The organism is Nibrella saemangeumensis (genome assembly GCF_039541915.1).
GTDB classification, from domain to species: Bacteria; Bacteroidota; Bacteroidia; order Cytophagales; family Spirosomataceae; genus Nibrella; species Nibrella saemangeumensis.
Genome location: NZ_BAABHD010000028.1, coordinates 1 through 15,628 on the forward strand (window position 1 = coordinate 1; position 15,628 = coordinate 15,628).

Below are 15,628 nucleotides of genomic sequence, written 5' to 3' on the forward strand. Positions count from 1 at the left end.
AATCAGTCAAGTCGGAGGGGTACATCTTTGGTCGGATTAACCCTCAAGATAGGCTGATTTCCGCTTTTTCTAACCCCAGCGCTCCATTTTTAAACACGTTCTAAATCTAAAAAGTAGGTTCCACCGAGAAGTCGTAGCTAAATATAACTTAGACTTGTTTGTACTAATCTCTCATTAGTGCAACGTAAAGCGAGCAAACAGGTAAATAGGATAATGACTATCTACCCCGAGTAGATGCTATTCAAAGTAATTTGATTAATTTTATCCTTCAATTTTTCATACAAATCACTACCTAGCGCATATAAAATTTGACATTAAAGCCATAATTAGGCAATCACGGAAATACATGAGGCTTATTGAGATAAATTTCTTATAATCATGAACCGGACTTTTTCAATAGTTGACTCAGCAAAAAGAGTCTTGAATAAATCATTGAATAAAGAGACTAAGGCAAAAATTAGGGCTACTCAAAACTTAATAGATAGCCTTTTGATGAATGGTAAAAGAAAGAGATTTTATAAACAATTTATAAAATCAGGAGATCTTTGTTTTGATATAGGCGCAAATGAGGGAAATCGAATCAAGCCAATTTTGGAGCTCGGTGCAAAGATAATAGCCATTGAGCCACAACAGGAATGTGTAAACAAAATAAAGAAACGCTTCGGCGACAAAGTAACTATTTTGCAAGTAGGCATAGGGGCAAAAAATGAAACTAAAACATTTCATATAAGTGACGCAAATACACTTTCAACTTTCTCTGAAGAATGGATCGAGTCTGTGCAGTCTACAGGAAGGTTTGAGGGTTACTCTTGGTCTTCAGAAAGACAAATTGAAATTATAACTTTAGACTCCCTTATAAAAACTTATGGTCATCCCCACTTTGTAAAGGTAGATGTTGAAGGATATGAGCTGGAAGTTTTAAAAGGTTTAACTGAGCCAATTCCGGTAATTAGCTTTGAATATGCTGTTCCCGAGTTTAGCCATCGAGCAGTCGACTGCTTAAACCTACTTTTGACCTTAAGTTCAAATATAAAATGCAACTTTTCAATAGGGGAAAGTATGCATTGGGCGTTGGATCGTTGGCTAAAAGGCGAAGAAATGATCGAACTTGTACAATCTCAGAGCTTTACAAAAACTGGAGCAGGTGATATCTATGTAAAGGCTACGCTTTAACCAATATTTAGGAGCAAAAAAGTAAGCGAAAAATGTCAAACAATAACGCTATTTACTCTTCTCCTCCACTAGTTTCAGTTATTATGCCTGTCTACAATGGCGAACGCTATTTGGCACAATCAATTGAAAGTGTCTTAAGCCAGAGTTACACAAATCTGGAACTTATTATTGTTAATAATGGATCTACTGACGGTACAGCAAATATTCTTGACCAGTTTCTTAAGCGAGATAACCGAGTGCGAGTAATTTTTCACCCTGAACCACTAGGACATGCAGGTGAAGCAGCCTCTAATTTGGCTAGTCGGCAGGCTAAAGGAAAATATATTGCCAAACTTGATGCAGACGATATAGCTCTCCCACAACGTCTTGAAAAACAAGTGTCTTTTTTAGAAGCAAATCCGTCCATATTCCTAGTCGGGAGCTATTTAGAACTCATTGACAGTAATGGCAAAAAGTTAGGGATACGGTCATATCCACTTTCCAACAAGGCAATTTATCAAGAATTTTATCTTAGACTACCATTAGCCAATCCAGCAATAATGTATCGAAATGGTGTTATTAGTGGTGACTTTTATATTTTGCGACATAAGCTGTTTACTGACGATTATTATAGCTTGTTTGTTCATATTCACAATGGTTTAACTTTTGCAAATCTTGATGAACCCCTTACTAAGTATCGAATCCACAATACAAATACCGTATTTTCAAACCTTCGTAAAAAGTGGGAAATAAATATGAGGGTAAAGCAAAGCTTTGTACGGGACTTTGGTTATTCTCCTACCTTAATTCATAAGTTAATTATCAGTTTAATTTCAGCAGTAATTTATACTTTTCCTGAAAGTTTTTTAATCCGCGTTATGAATCAAGCGCGAAAAATATTAAACGCGTAAAACTAGTGATTGTACGTATTCTAAAACTCGGCGCGGGGTTAACCCTGAGTGGAATCAAAGCTCTTCCCGACTACATCCGGGATTACTACAGGTTAAAAGAGCAGTTGAACGGGCAAACTCAATTCCCGATCAAAGGCTTTTATCCTGCCCTATTCGACCGGTATGCTGAAAGTGGCCATTTGGTTAAGCATTATTTTTTACAAGACCTATATGTTGCTCAACGGATCTTCAATAACAACCCTATCAGGCATGTTGATATTGGTTCGCGAATTGATGGATTTGCCGCTCACGTTGCCGCTTTCCGTCCAATTGAAATTTTTGATATCCGACCATTGACCCGCCAGATCCCGAACGTTAGTTTTCGGCAAGCAGACCTAATGGCTCTGCCTCCAAACCTGACAGCCTATACAGATTCTGTATCTTCTCTTCATGCCATCGAGCATTTTGGATTAGGGCGGTATGGTGACCCAATCGACATTAACGGCCATATTAAGGCACTTGACACTATTTATGAAATCTTAAAACCCGGAGGAACATTTTATTTTTCATCTCCTATAGGTCCCCAAGGGATTGTTTATAACGCACACAGAGTTTTCGACGTTTCTTATCTGCTACAACTCTTCACACCACGTTACGAGATTATTTCATTTAGCTATATTAATGACAATGAGCAGCTCTTTGAGAACGTAGACTGGAAAACAGATGCAGTTAAAAATAATTTTGGCTGTTTATACGGTTGTGGAATATTTGAGATGAAAAAGATTAGTAACAGTACCAAGCCACACGACTCATAAGACTTTATAGGATGGTGATTACATGCCTTATGGGTGGCTTAGGAAACCAGATGTTCCAATATGCATTTGGTTTAAGAACGGCTCAGGCCCTACAGCAGGAACTCAAATTGAGTAAACTCATACTTGAAAGTAAGCTAGCCGCGCAACTAAGAAACTTTACACACAGGCAGTATGAACTGGACGTTTTTGGATTAAACGTGCCCTTTGCCTCAACTTCTGAGACTCTCTCGAGCCTGATCCTGGCTACTCTACCCGGTTCTAGAAGTTTTATCCTGCGTGAACAATCAAACGTAGAATCGATATTGAGCTTGATGCTCCACTCGGCTAAATCAGTTCTTTGTTGGGGTTACTGGCAGTCAGAAAACTGGTTTAAACCCATTGCCCCGCTACTTCGACAACAATTTATTTTCCAAAGGCCGCTTTCTCCTAGAAGTCAGCAGTATGCTGAAGCTATTCAGCGCTCCCATAACGCAGTATTTATTCATATCCGTCGGGGAGATTACGTATCTAACCCAAATGCTAATAAACATCATGGCTTTATTGGAGAAATTTACTATCGGAAAGCTATTGACCAAATGCATCAACAACTTGATGCACCAGAATTTTTTGTATTTTCCGATGATATGGGCTGGGTTCGATCTAACTTAGGTCCAGCAATGAGTTCGGCAACTTACATAGAAGGCAACACAGGAGCTAATAGTTGGCAGGATATGTACTTGATGAGTTTATGCCAGTTTGCTATTATCGCTAATAGCTCCTTTAGTTGGTGGGGAGCCTGGCTTAATCCGTCAACAACCAAAACGGTTATTGCTCCCAAACAATGGTTTGCATCGCCAAACGTCTCCTCGAAAACGATTGTCCCTGAAAACTGGCTTCTATTGTAATTAAGCGTCTTTAGAATCCTTGAGTGCAACTGAGGTGTCTCCTTTCTGGTCAATTGCATTGCGTATGGCATTTTGCCGGATCAGCTGCGTAATTATTAAATCATGCTCAAGAATTCTTCGGTATAAAATTACTCCCATGAGCAATATTCCTGTAAACAGTAAATAAAACACTAGATCAACACCACGTCCTACCCCCAACTGCTGAGCCAGGTAGTAGGGTATATATGGAACCGCTACAAACAATATGCCAACTAAAACAATAGCTAGAAAAACTAACCTGTACATCAGCCGGTTACGGAGAAGGCGCAGTGAGGCAATGGCCACTATAACCAGCAAAATGGTCAGGATAAACTGAATAGGAGTTAATGTAACTTGCATCACCGGAAGTATTTATTGATAAAAACGTCAACCAAAATATTGAAAGCACCTGACCACCGTTGTCCTTTGTCCTGCGAATACGCTGTGTATACAATATGTGTAGGTAACTCCATATAGCGCAGATGCCCGCGCCGAATCTGCATCAAAATTTCTGTTGCATGAGCCATACGATTTTCTTTTAGCTGAATAGCATTTAATGCTCGCCGATTCATTACACGAAAGCCATTATGTGCGTCGGTGAGCCAAAGGCCAGTTAGTAAACCATTTACCATACGGGCAATCTTAAGTAGTCCCCTTCTTAATCGGGGAATGGCATCCATGTCGTCCTCCCTCAGAAAACGAGAGCCTAGAATGATATCGACAGGTTGCGCACATAGTTCCTCTATAAAACGTGGGATATCAGCCGGGTTATGCTGGCCATCAGCATCAAAATGTACCACTACGTCAGCATCCTGCATGCGGGCATATTCCATTCCGGTTTGCAGTGCTGCACCCTGGCCAAGGTTTATATCATGACGTAAATAAACAACTGGTAAATCGCGTACCGCATTAAATGTAGAGTCGGTAGAGGCATCATCAATTACCACAACGGTATAGAGTTCGCTCAACGAACGAACAGTTTGACGAATGACCTTCCCCTCATTGTAAGAGGGAATTAAAATGAAAACACGCTTATTCATTGCTACGGTAAATTTCAATAGCGCCCAACTTCTCAACCTGCTTCAAACAACGTACCTCCACGGCCTGTGGCGTTCTGTCGAAGATAAAATATTTAACGTTAAGCCTTTTGAGCTTCGGAGAACAAGGATCGACTCCAACCATGTACCCATCCTCAAAATTACTTTGAATTATGGTGCTGTCTTTACCGTCGATATACGTATTATAAACAGTGTGAGCGTAGCGGTTATAAGCTGAATCACGTTTAGCGGTTGGGTCCAGTACCCGCATAGTCTTAAAGTCCGGCTGGTTTTTGACTCCACTTACCTGATTAACGCCTGTTGCCGTAACCAAGTAAGTTATGTATTGATTTCCTAATACAACCCAACGTGCATCAGGCTCTTTTATATGAAGTTCCCTTACCTTTTTATACAGTACATGATCCGTTATTGGTGATAACCCTTTAGCTACTGGGTTTATTTTTAGATTTGGAAGCGTAAAAAGGACTAAAGCGGCCGCAACTCCCAATTCTTTATACTTAAAATTTGTTATAGGGAGCATCAGAATATTTAGCCCAATGAAAAAGAGTGTAGGCAGAAACAGTTGATGTACCTTATAAAAGTTTTGCGAAGTCGATAAATTCAGCCAGGCAGCATAAATCATAAAGCCAACCACTCCAACTACCAAAGCTGCCGCAAGGGTTGATTGGATCTTTATTCTCTGCCTGCTAATATAATCAAGGTACAGCACGGCCAGTACAACGTTGGCAATACCGAACGGTATCTGAGTTCGCCGTGTTGGACTAACGTCCATCAGGGTAGCTTTTGCCAAAAAAGCCGGAAAGCCAAGTTCCATCCACACCAAAAGCACAAGCACATACCCTAAAGTAAAAGCGAGGAGTGGATCAATTTTTCCGGTACGAATTCTGTAAATGGCAAGTCCAACAGCAATAACCGGGGTAAACGTGATAAAATGTGAGAGTTCACAAATGTTTAACCAGTGTTGGGGAAACTTCTGATCATTAAGCAACCATCCAGCATAATATTCTGAGAACCAGTTAGCAATAAATCCCGTTCCTCCAGTTTCGCTTCGCTTACCTGGATATACCGTATTAGACATTACCTCAATGGTAGAATTTGCATCAAGGAAGTAGAGGTAAAACACAACACCTAGCACAGCAAAGGCTACTGCAAACGTTCCCAACTTTTGGAGAACTTTTGCAAATAGTCGCGCTTTATCTAAATCCCGCCAGACATAGCCGATTAATAGTATAACCAGTAAATACCCCATAGGTACCTGATAGGGTGGGTATAGATTAAGTGCAAAAGATCCGAACGCCCAGGCAAAGACTAGTCCCCATAAGAAAATTGGCTTTGAACTGCGGGTGTAAAAAATATAAATAGACGAAATCAATAGAAGACACCCAGAAAATATAATTGTCAAAAAGAAAAATGACCACCAAGCTAGTCCCGGTGAAAAAATTAACCAGAATGCTCCAAAAACAGAAAGCCAAAAATTATTTTGAGTCAGTAGCAGAAAGGTTAAGGCAACTGCAATGAACGAAAAGAAAATAATAAAATTCCAGCGCCAAGCAAAACCAATTTCTGATCCGAATAAATAAAAACCCCAATAATCAGGCCTGAAAACAGAGACAAAATGCTTAATTGGAAAGTACCCAACCAGCGCAACCCGCTCTCCACCAATAGCCGGATTCTCTAACGGATAATCCTGATGAGCCTGCGACAGAATGAACGGGGTCACAACACCCCATTCATCAATCCGTATGGGCTTGGGGGTACCTGAAATTAATCCACGTCGTTGATCCGCACCATCAGGAATTATCTGGTTCCAAATTGGAATAGAAGAGTAGTGAACTTTAGCCAGAGTTAACAGTACAAACAATCCTATGCATATGCCCACAAACCATTTAACCCTCTTATCAAACCGTATTAAATCCGGCGTCTTTGAGTTAAAAGAAACAGGCTCAGAATGAAGGGTACTCGTCGGCTTTTTTACGTCAACAGGTTTAGGTACATCAGTTGTAGCTATAGTGTTTTTTTGCTTCGGCGGTGCCGCTGGATACTTCTTCTTAGGAGACTTAGACATATTTCCGGTGAGAACGTGGGCAAATCAAAAAATTTTCGGCTATCCTGCCAACCAAATACTATCAAAATTAAACACTTGCCTTGCCTCCTCCAAACGAGGTACTGACATTTATCGAGTTCTATGGCTTATCTTTAAGCCCATTTTAATCTTTCATGAAGCGACTCATCCGGCGCGTTCTCCCTGCCCTGCTAGCTGTAGTGTTGCTGGCGTACGCGCTTAAAGATATATCTTTTGCCGATATAGCCGGTCAGTTCCGACAGGCCAACTATGGCTGGATTGCCGCTGTGGGTCTTATTACCGCCCTTTCGTTCTATGTTCGGGGTATGCGGTGGCGGCAGGCGTTGCTGGGGCTTGGCTATCAGCCCACGGCATTTCGGGCTACGGTTGCTTACCTGGCAGGCATTATTGCCAGCATGATTGTGCCGGGTTCAGGGGAGCTTACCCGTTGTGCTACACTGCAGCGGACAGACAGGGTACCCTTCTCTCAAGGGGTTGGTTCGGTGGTGGCGGAGCGAATTGTTGATTTGCTCATGCTGGGACTGCTGCTCCTGCTTACCTTTCTGCTGGAGCTGCGCCGTATGCGTGCTTACTTCTCGGACCTGTCAATGGCAGCACCCGGTACCCTGGGCTGGTGGCTGGTCGGCGTTGCCCTGGTCGGTGGCTTGCTGGGGCTTTGGCTCATGCGCCGGGCCTTGCGGACTCATACGCTTCGGCAGCATCCGTTCGTGCAGAAACTGATTCGGGCCATACAGGGACTCTGGAAGGGTTTTATGTCCATCCGGCAGTTACCTCACCCGTGGCTTTTTGTCTTTTTAACCGCCTTGATTCAGGGGCTGGTCTGGCTCAGTACGTACTGGCTGCTGTTGTCGTTAGACAGTACGCAGTCGCTTCCGCCTTCGGCTGCCCTTACGATCCTCACCGTTAGCTCCATCGGGGGAATTCTGATTCCGACGCAGGGGGGTATCGGTACGTTTCACTTTCTTGTCAGCCGGGCGCTGGTACTCTACGGCTTCACGGCGGCAAATGGCGCGGTGGTTGCCACCTTTCTGCACGCGGTGAGTTTCGGCCTCAGCCTGTTGCTGAGCAGTCTGAGCTTTTTGCTAGTGCCCTTTCTGCTGACCCGCCGGCCGGAACAGTCCTGAAAAAGGAAAGCTGAGCCGGGCTACCTCGGGAACATTTTTCAGGCTTCTATACTTTCTGTTTTTGTATCTTCGTTACCACTAATCGAACCAGGCATACCCTGTTAATGTAACCTTTATTGATGCGACACTTCATAACAAGCGGCCTCACCGGTCTGCTTTTACTCCAAACCTCCCTCCTCCCGGCGCAGTCGCCGGTGAGCCCGACACAATACGCGCAGACCATTACGGCTGCCGATCTGGAGAAGCACCTCCGGGTGCTGGCCGCCGATGATATGGAAGGCCGCGAAACGGGTACTCCCGGCCAGAAGAAAGCTGCCGAATACATTGCCAGACAATTTGCGGCCGATAACCTGGTGCCCATCGTCAAAAATGGGGGTGAAAAGGGGTCTTACCTCCAGCCCTTTAACCTGTACCGGAAAACATGGGGTGACTTTTACGTAAAAGCAGGTAACAGGCAATTTTCGTACCTGAAGGACTTCATAACCAACGGTCTGCTGAGCGTCCCCCAGGAGACGGCTTATGAAACGGTATTCGTCGGCTATGGCATTAGCGACGGCAAATACGATGACTACGCCAAACTGGATGTCAACGGCAAGGCGGTGGTGATACTGGAAGGCGAACCGAAGAAAGCGAATGGCCAGTCACTCATTAGTGGCACGTCGGAGTCTTCTAAATGGGGAACGCCCGATAGCTGGCGGGCTAAAACCACGCTGGCCAAAGACAAGGGAGCCGCTCAAATCTTTATCATCTCGGCAGAATCGGCTGAAGGCTTCCGGCAGGTAGTGTCGCAGCGGGGCGCCCTGCAGGGCCGCTTTAACCGGCTGACTCTACGACCGGGTACCGAACAAATAGGCTCTGTTGGCACCTTTCTGATTGCCGAAGAGACCGCAGCCGCCCTGCTGAACACAAAACCTGAGCAGTTTAAGAAGCTGAAAGACCAGATTGCTAAAGCAGGTGCGCCGGTTGCGGCCGGCTTAAAAGGTAAGGTTGAGGTTAAAGCGGAACGCAAGGAAGAAGCCGTTCAGACCGAAAACGTTCTGGGCTTTATTGAGGGTACCGATAAAAAAGACGAAGTGGTGATTGTTTCATCACACTATGACCATATTGGTATCAGCCCGAATGGCCAGGTTAACAATGGCGCGAACGATGACGGCTCCGGTACGGTATCGGTGCTGGAGATTGCCCAGGCATTTGCCAAAGCCAAAGCCGAAGGACATGGTCCCCGCCGGAGTATGTTATTTTTGACCGTAACGGGTGAAGAAAAAGGCCTGCTGGGCTCGCAGTACTACGCCGACATGGCCCCCGTGCTGCCGCTCGAAAGCACAGTGGCCAACCTGAATATTGATATGGTAGGCCGGGTAGATAATCTGCACCAGGGTAAATCGGACAATTACATCTACGTGATTGGCTCCGATAAGCTGTCGTCGGAACTGCACCGCATCAGTGAGGATGCCAATAAGCAGTATTCGAAGATGGAGCTGGATTACAAATACAACGACCCGAAAGATCCGGAGCGGATTTACTACCGGTCGGACCACTACAATTTCGCCAAGCACAAAATCCCCATTATCTTCTACTTCAACGGCCTTCACGCTGACTACCACCAGCCAACCGATGATGTCGAGAAAATGGACTTCAAACTAGCTGAACGCACAGCCCGGCTAATTTTCTATACCGCCTGGGAAGTTGCTAACCGGGAGAATCGGCTAGTGGTAGATAGCAATAAGCAGTAATGTAGAAAACCAGCTTTTGGCTGGTTTTCTACATTACTGCCAGTTTTGTCTCATCTCTATGCTTAGCAAGGTATTCCATGAAGGGGGTGCCGCCAGTGCCGACGACATTACTGTTGTTGGCTTGCAAGGCTTGTTTGTGGATGTAGGAAGCTGCGTACTCTAGGTGCTTGGCCCGGAAGCGAAACAGTTCTTCAATACATTGGTTATAAACCATTTTTAAGGCCATATCGGTACTGGCTTTTGCAACGGCTCTGATCTGAGCATTGCGCTCCACAAATTCAACAAATCGGCGGTGGGCGGGTACCATATAGTCGCGCATCTCCAGCAGGTATTCCTTCAGCGGGTCATCCTGGTGGCTGACGCCTAGCAGACCGTCGAGGGTCGGCACAATGGCGCTTTGGGCACCGGTTTCACCCCGGAACAGTTGTGGATGGTTGTCGTAGTGGCCTTCGTAAATGAGGCCCTGGGGCAAGGCCGGATTGTTTTTGGTGCCAAAGATGTAGGGCCGGACGCGACTGTAGTAGATGTACGGGTCGCAGTTCTCCGGCATCCGGTTCATGGTGGCATTCATCTGCCTGAGGCTCTCCAGCACCTCCCCTAATCCGCTCTGTATGTCTTGTTGATGGTGCTGGGCTGCGGCTTCGAGCAGACCGGGCACCGCCCGAATCGCCTGGGCAGCACGGGCTTCGATGTCAACGTGGATCAGAATAAACCAGTCTTCATCAACGCCACCCAGAAAGTTCTGGATGATCTGCACATTTTCCAGATAGGGCGGCTGTGCCGGATTAATCAGCCGGTAATTGTACAGACAATATGAGGGATACGACAGAATCGGTGGCCGGCCTACCTGATTGGCGACGTGTACCCAGGCATCGGACAGGTTGTGGGGTAGACGGTCAGGTACATACGTTTTATCACCCCAGAGGTAGGCATGGCCCAGGTAGCTGAGCATTCGCATGGTCTGCTCAAGGTGGGAAGTGTCCGCTACAAAGGCCGGCAGGGCTTCGATGCGTTGCCGGATGGTGCCGGTGGGCAGCAGTTTCGGCAGGTTATCGGCAAGGTGGTACCAGGCGTGGTTGGCATGGAGTGGCTCTTCCACCGGCTGCTCGGGTAAAAAGCCGGTGCGGGGGCTGATCTGAAAGTCAGCCAGACGAATGGGCGCGTGCGCAATCATGATGATGAAGTGATGGTATTTTGTCCCTTAAGTTAAGAAATATACCCTCACTTCATCAACTAACACGATAGTTTACCACTAAAATTAATCCTTACTACTCGATACTTTACCCGCCTTTTGCGGTACACCCGGCTGGGTTATCTCAAAGTTTTCTTTCTGCTTGGCGACCGCTACAATCTTACGAACATCGGCCAGCAGTTGTTTGGCATCGTACACCACGCCATTCTTTACCGTGTACTTCACCCCGCCTACCCGCACCACTTCGTTCTTATCGTTCAACTGAATGGCCCCGGTGCCGTACAATGTTTTCAGGTTCGCCAGAGGGTTCTGTTCAACAATAACAAAATCAGCCAGCTTACCTACCTCTACGGAACCAATCTGGTCGGCCATACCCAGGGCCTCGGCTCCTTTCAGCGTAGCGGCCCGGATTACTTCCAGCGGGTGAAAGCCGGCTTCGCGGAGTAGTTCCAGCTCGCGGATGTAGGCAAAGCCATACAACTGGTAGATGAAGCCGGAGTCGGAGCCGGTGGTGACGCGGCCACCCCGGTTCTTGTATTCGTTGATAAACTGCATCCAGAGCTGGTAATTACGCTTCCAGGTTACTTCCTGCTCCGTACCCCAGTTATGCCAGTAGGAGCCGTGCGAAATGCGGCTGGGACCGTAGAACCGCCATAGCGACGGCAGGGTGTACTCATCATGCCACTCGGCCCGGCGGGCCAGCATTAGTTCGCGGTTAGCTTCGTAGATGTTGAACGTCGGATCGAGCGTAAAGTCGAGGGCGATCAGCTCATCCATCACCTTATTCCACTTCTCGGTACCCGGTTTTGCCGCCTGTTGCCAGAGCTTGCCTGCCTCCTCAAAGCGGTTCTGCTCGTTGTTGTAATTGTAGTCGGCGGGGTAAGTCTGGATAGTTTTGTCTTCGAAGAGAGCTTCGGGCAGGCCGTACCAGTGTTCCATAGAGGTCAGGCCGGCTTTGGCGGTGGCCAGTACGTTCATGCGGGCTACCTCCAGCTGGGCGTGGTGGCAGGCAGAGCGAAGACCCAGCTTTTTGTTCTCCTCCAGAGCCGCCCGGAAGATGTCAGGTGCCGCCCCGAAGAACTTAATACCGTCGGCGCCCCGTTTGGCGTTTTCACGCACCCAGGCGCGGGCTTGTTCGGGGGTCGAAATAGGTTCTTTGGCACTCTGGCCGAATACGGTATAAGCCTTGATACGCGGAGCGGTAATCTCGTTGCGCTCGCTTTTAGCGCGGTGTTCGAGTACCCAGTCGAGGCCGTTACCGCAGGAGGGGTCGCGGATGGTGGTGATACCGTGTCCCAGCCACAACTTGAACACGTATTCCGCCCCGGCTCCCTGGGCCTGTCCGCCGATATGGCCGTGCATATCAATGAACCCCGGCATCAGGTACATACCTTCGCAGTTGAGCTCATTGCCGTTGATACCCGCATTCGGGCGGTTGCGGGAGTCGATGGGTACGCCCGGATAGCCGACCTGTTTAATCTCGGTAATGCGGTTTTTCTCGACGACAATATCGACCGGACCGATAGGGGGCGCTCCGGTGCTGTTGATCAGCGTGACACCCCGGATCACCAGTCGGTTGTAGGGACCATCCCCTTCCCTGCGGGCCGGAGCCTTTTCAACCTGAGCCCTGATGGGAGAACAAATACCCGTCAGGAAGACAATAAGTAGCAGAAAACAAGTCGTAAATCGTTTTAACATAATAAACGGCTAGTACAAAACTTCATAATAGGATGTTGTAAGATAGCCAAAAGCATCGGTACTTTGAACGTCGAATCTGATCTATGTTCATTCAGAAGAATTTCCTGTTGATTATCGTGGGGCTGTCGGTGGTGTTTGCCATTGCCATGAAGGCCACGATTTACCAGAACACGGTTTCCGCACCGGTCGCAGGGGGGCAGCCGTCTGCTGATTTCAGCGCCTATTGGCATACCGGCAAGGCTGAGTTAAACCGGTACACGTTGCAGCAGGCTCAATATGGGGCACTCAATCCCGGTGAAGCCGTGCTGGTATTTGTGACCGAAGACTTTCGGACCGACACACAGGTAAAAGCCGAAACCGACGAAGCCAAAGGCCGGGCTACCAACGTGCTGAAGCTGAATTCCATCAAAAAATTTGTAACAGGCATTTACGACTATTCGGTGTATACCTCGGTCTTTACGCCCATCGACCGGAAGCAGTACCCTAATACCCTGAAAATAAGCACCTCGGTGCAGGAGTGGTGCGGCCATACGTACCTGCAGCTCAACTATCGCAGTAGTGGCTTTCAGGTGAGCGGGCGCTCGTATTTCGAAAACGAGGTAGCCGAGGATTACCGGATAAACAAAGCCCTGCTGGAAGATGAACTCTGGACTCTGATCCGGCTGTCTCCGGACAAATTGCCGGTGGGTGCCATCAAACTGATTCCGGGTACGCAATCAGCCCGGCTGCGGCACAAAGTGCTCAGTGTGCTGGACGCTACGGCTACGCTTGCGGATTACAACGGCACGGATTTTCCCGGCTCCGGTCTGAAAGCGTATACCCTGAATTACCAAGAAGACGGTCGCCAACTGACTATCATCTACGAAAAGGCTTTTCCGCACCGGATTGTGGGTTGGGAAGAAACCTATATGAGCCGGAATAAACCATTGACGTCCCGTGCGGTTTTACAGAAAACCATTCAAACAGATTATTGGAACCATAACGCCCCTGCCGATACCGTTCTTCGTCAGCCGCTGGGCGTACAGTAATTTACGATATAGGTTACGCCTTTATTCGACCCGATACAGACCATGAAAAAGTTTTTGGCCGGTTACGTGCTCTTCCTGTTTTTGACCGGTTGTTCTTCGGATAGTGCTCAGGAGGCTGGTGGCCTGACCAGCCCTTCTGCCCCTACTTATACGCTTATTTTTGTGGATAAAAGCCAGAGCGTCAGCACCAATAAGGCGTATATCGACCAGAAATACCGGCAAGCCGTTACGGCAATCATCGACGATAACATTAAAAACAAAGGTGATAAGCTGGAGGTCTATTTCATCCACGAGAATACGGCCAAGGGCCGGGCGCTGACGCTGACAACCCGGACGGAGATGGAAGACATCAGCCACGCCAACGCCACCGACCGGGAGGCCGCCCAAACCGCTTTTGACCTCTCCCTGCAGCGCGAGCGCACCACCATGCGGCAGCAGGTTCTCTCAAAACTGGCGCAGCAGAATACCAATACCTCCAACCAGCAGACCGACATCTGGGCCAGCCTGCCCGTGATCGCCAAAGCCGGCGAAAGCGGAGCCACGGTGAGGGTGTACTACCTCAGCGATATGGTCGAGAGCATGAAAGGGGCCGGGCGACGTGACTTCCATACCAATCCTCCCAAGGACAACAGCCAGGCGGAGCTGTGGGCTAAAGCCGATGCCGGGCAGCTAAAGCGGTATACCCTGGGCAGTCCGGATATTACTATGATTTTGCCGTTTGAGCCGGATGCCTCCGTTAAAGAGAACAACCCGGCCGTGACGCAGTATTGGCAGACGCTCTTCAGTGAACTGGGGGTAAGCACGGTGGACGAGCAATAAGACACTTTACCCTGCCGGAGGTGGCTGTCCGCTTGTCTGGTATTTTTTGCTTTAGTCCTACTTTTTTGCCGTTTATCTATCTGGGCTAACCGTTTACTCAATTAACAGATTTTGGCTTTTTCTCCGCCAAAATCCGCCTTATCTTTGCACTATTCAAAGGATGCGGGGCTATCAATGCTTCTAAATAACCTTAGAATAATACACTATCCACACATACCATATGTTCCGTTCAACGCAACTCGTGAAGCCCGCGATGGGAGTTATCGTGGCTTTATTCCTCCTCAGTGCCTGTAAACCGGAAACCGAACCGGTACCGGTAAAACAGCCGGATGTTACCAAGCCTGATCCTATCACCAAGCCAGACAGTGGCACCAGTATTCAGCAACCTGACCCGAATAAGGATACCGAGTATCCGGTGGGCACAGTGCTAAAGCTGAAAAAACTGTCGTACAGCGCCAACGATTATCAGGAGGTTACCTATCAGGCCGACGGCTCAATAGCCCGCTACAATAGCCAGTACCTGTATAATCCAAGCGACGGCTATGTCCAGAAGTTTACATCTGAGTTTCAGTACGATCCCAACAAGCGGCTGGTGCGGCTGAACCGGGCCTATAATTCGTATGTGAAGTACTTCTACGAAGGCGACAAAGTGGTGAAAACCGAAGAGTACAATGGCTATAATGAACTGATCGGCTCGCATACGTACCAGTACGCCGTAGACCGGCTGACAGCTTCGTACGATGTCACCATCAACGCGTCGAGCGGCAAACGCTTTGAGAGCAAAACAACGTTTGAATACGATGCTAAAGGTAACTTAACCAACCGGAGCCAGTTCTACCGGAACCTCGAAACAGGCGAGTACAAACTGGATTTCAGCATTCTGTACAGCAACTACGACGATAAGAAGTTTGTGGAAAACCTGACTGAGGTGAATCCGTATCTGCCAGGTGTGACCTTCAAGGTAAACAATCCTGGTCTGAAGGTGCTCAAAAACCGTGACGGGTATGAAATGACCGGCCGTGAGCAGTATTCGTACACCTACAACGCCGACGGCTACCCGCTTACCCGGCGCGCATCCGGCGAGGGCGGCACGCTCAACGCTACGTATTCGTATCAGAAATAAGCCCATACTAC

Annotated in this window: 14 protein-coding genes; 9 read left to right on the forward strand and 5 right to left on the reverse strand. The window is 47.6% G+C overall.

Features of this window, described 5'->3' with window-relative positions:
* Window positions 1-378: 378 nt before the first annotated feature.
* Genes ABD949_RS12565 through ABD949_RS12580 form a run of 4 tightly spaced genes read left to right on the forward strand, consistent with a single transcriptional unit; the run spans window position 379 to window position 3,741 of the window.
* The gene (locus ABD949_RS12565; RefSeq protein ID WP_345243966.1) at window positions 379-1,173 is read left to right on the forward strand and encodes an FkbM family methyltransferase; all 795 of its coding nucleotides are present in this window, start codon (window positions 379-381) and stop codon (window positions 1,171-1,173) included.
* 32 nt (window positions 1,174-1,205) lie between these two features.
* On the forward strand, window positions 1,206-2,063 hold the full coding sequence (locus tag ABD949_RS12570; RefSeq protein WP_345243967.1) for a glycosyltransferase family 2 protein: 858 nt from the start codon (window positions 1,206-1,208) through the stop codon (window positions 2,061-2,063).
* A gap of 5 nt (window positions 2,064-2,068) precedes the next feature.
* The gene (locus tag ABD949_RS12575) at window positions 2,069-2,857 is read left to right on the forward strand and encodes a DUF268 domain-containing protein (RefSeq protein WP_345243969.1); all 789 of its coding nucleotides are present in this window, start codon (window positions 2,069-2,071) and stop codon (window positions 2,855-2,857) included.
* A 50-nt stretch (window positions 2,858-2,907) separates the two neighbouring features.
* Window positions 2,908-3,741: an alpha-1,2-fucosyltransferase gene (locus tag ABD949_RS12580; protein WP_345243971.1), complete on the forward strand. Its 834-nt coding sequence runs from the start codon at window positions 2,908-2,910 to the stop codon at window positions 3,739-3,741.
* Here the strand turns inward: ABD949_RS12580 and ABD949_RS12585 are convergent, their stop codons facing one another.
* Genes ABD949_RS12585 through ABD949_RS12595 form a run of 3 tightly spaced genes read right to left on the reverse strand, consistent with a single transcriptional unit; the run spans window position 3,742 to window position 6,882 of the window.
* Window positions 3,742-4,119, reverse strand: coding sequence for a DUF2304 family protein (locus ABD949_RS12585; protein ID WP_345243973.1), 378 nt, complete (start codon window positions 4,117-4,119; stop codon window positions 3,742-3,744).
* A complete protein-coding gene (locus tag ABD949_RS12590) occupies window positions 4,119-4,799 on the reverse strand; it encodes a glycosyltransferase family 2 protein (protein ID WP_345243976.1) in 681 nt (226 codons plus the stop codon). Before ABD949_RS12590 ends, ABD949_RS12585 begins: the two co-directional genes overlap by 1 nt.
* Window positions 4,792-6,882, reverse strand: coding sequence for a DUF7657 domain-containing protein (locus tag ABD949_RS12595; RefSeq protein ID WP_345243977.1), 2,091 nt, complete (start codon window positions 6,880-6,882; stop codon window positions 4,792-4,794). Before ABD949_RS12595 ends, ABD949_RS12590 begins: the two co-directional genes overlap by 8 nt.
* 152 nt (window positions 6,883-7,034) lie before the next feature.
* Between ABD949_RS12595 and ABD949_RS12600 the strand changes: the two genes are divergently transcribed.
* Both ABD949_RS12600 and ABD949_RS12605 read left to right on the forward strand, forming a co-directional pair.
* Window positions 7,035-8,024 carry a lysylphosphatidylglycerol synthase transmembrane domain-containing protein gene (locus ABD949_RS12600; RefSeq protein WP_345243978.1) on the forward strand — a complete coding sequence of 330 codons (990 nt, stop codon included), beginning with the start codon at window positions 7,035-7,037 and terminating at the stop codon, window positions 8,022-8,024.
* 119 nt (window positions 8,025-8,143) lie between these two features.
* On the forward strand, window positions 8,144-9,757 hold the full coding sequence (locus tag ABD949_RS12605; protein WP_345243979.1) for a M28 family peptidase: 1,614 nt from the start codon (window positions 8,144-8,146) through the stop codon (window positions 9,755-9,757).
* A gap of 28 nt (window positions 9,758-9,785) precedes the next feature.
* Here ABD949_RS12605 and ABD949_RS12610 read toward each other — a convergent pair whose 3' ends face one another.
* On the reverse strand, window positions 9,786-10,931 hold the full coding sequence (locus ABD949_RS12610; RefSeq protein WP_345243980.1) for a PrnB family protein: 1,146 nt from the start codon (window positions 10,929-10,931) through the stop codon (window positions 9,786-9,788).
* 84 nt (window positions 10,932-11,015) lie between these two features.
* The gene (locus ABD949_RS12615; protein WP_345243982.1) at window positions 11,016-12,647 is read right to left on the reverse strand and encodes an amidohydrolase family protein; all 1,632 of its coding nucleotides are present in this window, start codon (window positions 12,645-12,647) and stop codon (window positions 11,016-11,018) included.
* 83 nt (window positions 12,648-12,730) lie between these two features.
* Here ABD949_RS12615 and ABD949_RS12620 point away from each other — a divergent pair, with 83 nt between their 5' ends.
* From ABD949_RS12620 to ABD949_RS12630, 3 genes are all read left to right on the forward strand, one after another.
* Complete coding sequence (locus tag ABD949_RS12620) at window positions 12,731-13,675, forward strand: hypothetical protein (RefSeq protein ID WP_345243984.1); 945 nt, start codon at window positions 12,731-12,733, stop codon at window positions 13,673-13,675.
* A 42-nt stretch (window positions 13,676-13,717) separates the two neighbouring features.
* Window positions 13,718-14,494, forward strand: coding sequence for a hypothetical protein (locus ABD949_RS12625; RefSeq protein ID WP_345243986.1), 777 nt, complete (start codon window positions 13,718-13,720; stop codon window positions 14,492-14,494).
* A gap of 220 nt (window positions 14,495-14,714) precedes the next feature.
* Entirely contained in the window at window positions 14,715-15,617 is a 903-nt protein-coding gene (locus ABD949_RS12630) for a hypothetical protein (RefSeq protein ID WP_345243988.1), read from the forward strand.
* Window positions 15,618-15,628: the final 11 nt, after the last annotated feature.

Excerpts from the sequence above, each read along its gene's own strand:
- ABD949_RS12580 (WP_345243971.1), top strand. The coding sequence starts at position 2,908 with ATGTTCCAATATGCATTTGGTTTAAGAACGGCTCAGGCCCTACAGCAG.
- ABD949_RS12630 (WP_345243988.1), top strand. The coding sequence starts at position 14,715 with ATGTTCCGTTCAACGCAACTCGTGAAGCCCGCGATGGGAGTTATCGTG.
- ABD949_RS12610 (WP_345243980.1), bottom strand. The coding sequence starts at position 10,931 with ATGATTGCGCACGCGCCCATTCGTCTGGCTGACTTTCAGATCAGCCCC.
- ABD949_RS12625 (WP_345243986.1), top strand. The coding sequence starts at position 13,718 with ATGAAAAAGTTTTTGGCCGGTTACGTGCTCTTCCTGTTTTTGACCGGT.
- ABD949_RS12565 (WP_345243966.1), top strand. The coding sequence starts at position 379 with ATGAACCGGACTTTTTCAATAGTTGACTCAGCAAAAAGAGTCTTGAAT.
- ABD949_RS12600 (WP_345243978.1), top strand. The coding sequence starts at position 7,035 with ATGAAGCGACTCATCCGGCGCGTTCTCCCTGCCCTGCTAGCTGTAGTG.
- ABD949_RS12620 (WP_345243984.1), top strand. The coding sequence starts at position 12,731 with ATGTTCATTCAGAAGAATTTCCTGTTGATTATCGTGGGGCTGTCGGTG.
- ABD949_RS12570 (WP_345243967.1), top strand. The coding sequence starts at position 1,206 with ATGTCAAACAATAACGCTATTTACTCTTCTCCTCCACTAGTTTCAGTT.
- ABD949_RS12590 (WP_345243976.1), bottom strand. The coding sequence starts at position 4,799 with ATGAATAAGCGTGTTTTCATTTTAATTCCCTCTTACAATGAGGGGAAG.
- ABD949_RS12585 (WP_345243973.1), bottom strand. The coding sequence starts at position 4,119 with ATGCAAGTTACATTAACTCCTATTCAGTTTATCCTGACCATTTTGCTG.
- ABD949_RS12615 (WP_345243982.1), bottom strand. The coding sequence starts at position 12,647 with ATGTTAAAACGATTTACGACTTGTTTTCTGCTACTTATTGTCTTCCTG.
- ABD949_RS12605 (WP_345243979.1), top strand. The coding sequence starts at position 8,144 with ATGCGACACTTCATAACAAGCGGCCTCACCGGTCTGCTTTTACTCCAA.
- ABD949_RS12595 (WP_345243977.1), bottom strand. The coding sequence starts at position 6,882 with ATGTCTAAGTCTCCTAAGAAGAAGTATCCAGCGGCACCGCCGAAGCAA.